Annotated in this window: 4 protein-coding genes and 1 pseudogene; 2 read left to right on the forward strand and 3 right to left on the reverse strand. The window is 57.2% G+C overall.

From position 1 onward, the window contains the following. Positions 1–452: 452 nt before the first annotated feature. Positions 453–665, reverse strand: coding sequence for a hypothetical protein (locus tag GIW69_RS25910; protein ID WP_236485629.1), 213 nt, complete (start codon positions 663–665; stop codon positions 453–455). 703 nt (positions 666–1,368) lie between these two features. Here GIW69_RS25910 and GIW69_RS25915 point away from each other — a divergent pair. Continuing rightward, positions 1,369–1,614 (forward strand): annotated as a pseudogene (locus GIW69_RS25915) (DUF6124 family protein); the annotation flags it as partial. Positions 1,615–1,674: 60 nt separating this feature from the next. Here the strand turns inward: GIW69_RS25915 and GIW69_RS25920 are convergent. Next, on the reverse strand, positions 1,675–2,460 hold the full coding sequence (locus GIW69_RS25920) for a transporter substrate-binding domain-containing protein (protein WP_236485631.1): 786 nt from the start codon (positions 2,458–2,460) through the stop codon (positions 1,675–1,677). Between the two features lie 70 nt (positions 2,461–2,530). Then, positions 2,531–3,013 carry a hypothetical protein gene (locus GIW69_RS25925; RefSeq protein ID WP_236485633.1) on the reverse strand — a complete coding sequence of 161 codons (483 nt, stop codon included), beginning with the start codon at positions 3,011–3,013 and terminating at the stop codon, positions 2,531–2,533. Positions 3,014–3,293: 280 nt separating this feature from the next. Here GIW69_RS25925 and GIW69_RS25930 point away from each other — a divergent pair, with 280 nt between their 5' ends. Continuing rightward, positions 3,294–4,865 (forward strand): GGDEF domain-containing protein, encoded by a 1,572-nt coding sequence (locus tag GIW69_RS25930; RefSeq protein ID WP_236485634.1) that lies wholly within the window; start codon positions 3,294–3,296, stop codon positions 4,863–4,865. The last annotated feature ends 114 nt before the right edge of the window (positions 4,866–4,979 follow it).

Raw genomic sequence — 4,979 nt, forward strand, 5'->3', positions numbered from 1 at the left:
GGAATAAATATATTGAATATTTAACATCAATAAAGGTTAGGTAATTACCATTGCTAACCCCAAGCTAACTTCACCAAATCTTCGCAAACCCGCACCAGACAAGGCTTTCATAGCATCCAGCAAAAAACTAACCCTCCTAACCTGTTTCCCATGGGTCAACATGAAAATCCTGAAGGTACCTAGGCCGGGGGATGAACTGACGCCGTATGCATGATTGCGCACTGCTCATCCGTCTCAGATTCGCGCGCGTTCCCTCTTTCCCACAAAGCGTTAGATGCAGTCAGTTGTCGAGGTTGCTGGGATTGAAGCTACAGGCACTAGCGATCAGCATTGCAGCGTGACACGGCGCATACAGCGCTGACGGTGTTGGTTTCCACAGTGCCAAAAAAAGACCCCACACCTGGCTTAGATGCGGGGCCTTTTGAACATACGCGGCGTTATTGGTAACGAAATTACTCCCGACTGGCCTTTCCGATCAGCTTGATCAGCGTGGCCTTTTTGGTCTCCGACTTTTCATAGCGAGCCAGCGCAACCAGATACTCCTGCGCTGCATCGCCCCCGGCCTCAGCGAGTGCAGCATAGATCGCACTGCGTTGGCGGTCGGTCGTCGCGCGCTCGGCGCACTCGATCAAATACGCCACACCTACGTTGCCTTCATTTGCCATGCTGACTCCTCGTGTTGCGGGAAATGACCTGCAAAAGCAAGCCCAGGTCAGCAAAGGATAAGCGTAAAGCTCCTAGGCAGATAGGAGGGTGGAACTATCGCTCGTGATATGCGCCGTGGTACGAAAGTGGTACAGGTTTTTTTGAGTGGGGCTGGAGGGGGCGGATTATAAGGTCTGTAGGTTTAGTCGTTCCAATCCATCATCGGCGCGACGGAGAAACGGCGGGAGAGCGGGGCGGGTGTGGCGGTGATAGGCGGCATTTGGCGGTTCTGGAATCGGTGGGGCTGGGAGGTGGGGGAGTTTATCAGGATTGGCCGGTTGGGCTTGGGCTAATCCCTTATTGGACCTTTCGCTTATGCAAAGCGAGTGAGTGAACGTGGTCAAATTAAACGCTAATCCCGCATCCGTTTAAATGACGTCTGCCGACACTACCTACCGCCTACAACGCCTTGCGTCACCCCCTACGCGTAAGACAGAATCCGCCGGCTTGTGCGTCTGGCGCATGGGTTCTATCGTTTCTCGATCACTGAAAACAGTGACCGGGTTTGGTAGCCCGGATTCCGTCAGAGCACAAGACTGCTGTCTTGCAGAGGCTTTCATCGCCCCTGTTTTATGGTGGTCATGCGCGGGGCGTCTTCGGATGCGCCGGGGTTCCTGACGACCGGTCTACCAACCTGCGTATGGCCTCCACCCTCGTTTGGTAGCGAGAGTGATCATGGCCAGCATCCGCGAGCCCGAGCGCATGTACTTCGCCAATCCGAAGTACAACACCGAATCTTTGCTCGCCAATGCCAGTGAGTCTCTCGGCTCAGCCACTGAAATGCTCAACAATTTCGCCGCGACGCTGGACGCCTCGCACCGCAAAACCGCGCTGGGAATCGCTCAAGTGGTGATGTTGGGTGAGTTGGCGGTGAATCAGGCGCTGGATCACGTCGAGCTGATGCCGTAAGCGCGACCCTCTGTGGCGAGTGGAGCAGTCATCGCCACAGAGGGGAGACCACACGGGTACTTACTGCGGCACCGCCAACCATTGCCCAATCACTTGCTGATATTTTCCGGTCGCCTTGCTCAAATGCAGCCACTGATCGACATACATCTTCCACGTCGTGTCATCGCGCGGCAGCAAATACGCCTTTTCCCCGTACTGCATGAACGCCGTCGGATTGACCGCGCATAAACCGGGTTTGAGTTTCTGCTGATACAGCGCTTCGGACGCGTCGGTGATCATCACGTCGGCCTTGTTGTCGAGCAGTTCCTGAAAAATCGTCACGTTGTCGTGCAGGGCCAATTGCGCCTTGGGCAGGAACGCGTGGACGAAGGCTTCGTTGGTGCCGCCGGCGGGTTCGACGAGACGCACGCCAGGCTGGTTGATCTGGTCGACGGTCTGGTATTTCGCCTGATCGGCACAGCGTACCAAGGGGATTTTCCCGTCAATATCCAGCGTGTTACTGAAGAACGCTTTTTTCTGCCGTTCCAGGGTGACGGAGATTCCGCCCATGCCGATGTCACATTTGCCGGCCTGCATGTCCGGCATCAGAGTTTTCCAGGTGGTTGGCACCCACTCGACCTTGACGCCAAGGCTCTCGGCCAGCGAGCGGGCCATGGCGATGTCAATGCCTTCGTAGTCGCCGTCGGCGCGTTTGAAGGTGTAGGGCTTGTAGTCACCGGTGGTGCAGACGCGCAGGTGGCCTTGTTGCTGGATGCTGTCCAGGTGTGAAGTTTTTTCGTTTGCCTGTGCAGCGCTGGCAACGAGCAAAAGACCGGCAAGCAACAACGTTTTGTTCGAATTATTCATGGTCGTCGAGGATTCTTTGTAAAGGCATGAAAGCCGATGTCGGCAGATTGATCCGGTTTTGTAAAACCCTCTACAGCCCAAGCCCTTCCTGCACCAGTAACAGCAAGTTGTTCTCCGTCAGGGCGATGGCGTCCAACTGTTGCCCGCTTTCCACCGACTGCAGCCACCAATGACTCTCGCCATGCTCGTCGACCGTACGCAGCAGAAAGGTGTCCTTGCCCGGCAGATTGATTTGTACCCGACCGGCGCCATCGTCGGTAAAGCGCGCGATGGGATCAAAGACCAGGCTGCGGTGATTGGCCTCGATCAGCAATTGGTCGATGGCGTAATCATGGGTTTCGCCATTGGGCGAGGTTTCGCAAACGTGTGTGGGGTTGCGCCGAATCTTCAGGCCGACTTCGGTGACCGGTTGCAGCCAGGCTTCGATGCGGTGATACAAGGAGTAGACCTGCGACGGCCAACAATCGATTTCGAGTTCGGCGCTGGTGATGTCGTCAGCGCGGTTGTGCCGGGTCTGTTTGAGTTTTGCGGCGAGTTCGTCTGCTTTACTCATTTCGGTTTCCCTTCAGTGATGTCAGCCAGATCGTTGTCCAGTCAAAGTAATGCAGGTTGGGCGGGAGGGCAACGGCGTCAGCCTCGGCACTGGTGCTCGGCGCAAGACGGGCGGTGTAAATAAATCACTGTGCCACCGTCAACGAAACGGGCACCACGCCGATACCGACAAGGTCGGAAGTACGACAGGCGCTTGTTTGCCGCGCACTGGCCGGTGGGCTACGCTCAAAATTCAAGCGTTTCGGGTTTATGCCCGCGTCGTATTCGCTCAGGACACGCTTTTGCCTATTCCTATTCACGATCCTCATCAGCTACCCGGCGGCACGCTCAAGCGTTTACCGCTGCGCAGGGCGGCAGTGCTATTCATTGTCGCGGTGTGCCTGAGCCTGTTCGGTTTGCTGTATCTGCAACTGGAACAGTCCCGGCGGCAGGATCTGGACATTGCCGAAATAGCGTCCGCCAACCTGACCCGCGCCATGGCCCAGCAGGCCGAGGACACGTTAGTTGCAGCGGACCTGGTGCTGACCAGTCTCGCCGACTGGATTCAGGATGACGGCTATGGCGCGGCGCAACGGCCACGCTTGCAGAAAACCCTGGCGCGGCGGGTGCAGCAACTGGATCAGTTGCACGGCATTTTCTTGTTCGACCGCCGAGGCCAATGGGTGGTGACATCGTTTGCCGACCTGCCGCGTGGTGCTGGCGTTGCCGACCGCGAGTACTTCAAGTTTCACCAGGAAAACGTTTCCTCGGTGGCGCACATCGGGCCGGCGATTCGCAGTCGTGAGAATGGCGAATGGATCATCCCGATCTCAAAACGGCTCAACGACCACGCCGGCAATTTCCAGGGCGTGTTGATGGCCGGCATCAAGATGTCGTATTTCGACCGCTTCTTCAAAAGCTTCAGCCTCGACGACAAGGGCACCATGTTCCTCGCGCTGACCGACGGCACCTTGCTGGCCCGGCGACCGTTCGAAGATGCGCTGATCGGTAGCTCGTTGGCCAAGAGTGAAATTTTCCGCAGGCTGCTGCCCAGTGCGTTGGCCGGGACGGCAATGTTTGCTTCGGTGGTTGATGGCGTCGAGCGTTTATACGGTTATCGGCAGCTCAACGCTTACCCGTTGGTGGTGGCGGCATCGACGTCGCGCGAGACGATTCTGCAAGGCTGGTACTCGCGGGCGTTTCAATCCAGCGTCATCGTTGCGCTGGTGATATTGGGCGTCGGGCTGTTCGGGTGGGTGTTCATCCATCAGGTGCGCGATGGCGAGCGCATCGAGAAAAACCTGCGCAAGGCCCAGCATGCTTTAGAGTTGATCGCCACGCATGACAGCCTGACCGGGCTGGCCAATCGGCGGCTGTTCGAGCGCTCGCTGGAAATCGAATTCGCTCGCGGCGCGCGGCAGTCGAGTCCCTTGAGCCTGATCATGGTCGATATCGATTTTTTCAAACGCTACAACGACGCCTATGGGCATGTGGCCGGAGATCATTGCCTGACCCAAGTTGCCCTGGCATTGAAGGGCTGTTGTCAGCGCAAATCCGATCTGGCAGTGCGCTATGGCGGGGAAGAATTTGCGGTGCTGTTGCCGGACACCGACATTCATGGGGCGCTGGCGATTGCCGGGCAGATCCGCCGCAGCGTCATCGACAAGCACATCATCCACAGCGGCTCTCCCACCGGTTATCTGACAGTGAGCCTGGGGTGTCATACCTTTATTCCAACTGGCCGTGACAACGTAGAAGCCTTCATCCAGCGCGCCGATGCTGCGCTGTACCAGGCCAAGAATGCCGGGCGCAATCGGGCGGCGGTGTTTTCGCTGGACGGTGGGATTGGTGAGTTGTTGCGCTCGGATCGTTGATCTGAATTGATTCAAATCCCTCGGTGTAGAGGCGAGCCTGCTCGCGATAGCGGTCGCTCATTCACTGCAAAATCGACTGAACCGACGCGATCGCGAGCAGGCTCGCTCCTACAG

The sequence above is a fragment of the Pseudomonas syringae genome (assembly GCF_021605415.1).
GTDB classification, from domain to species: domain Bacteria; phylum Pseudomonadota; class Gammaproteobacteria; order Pseudomonadales; family Pseudomonadaceae; genus Aquipseudomonas; species Aquipseudomonas syringae_S.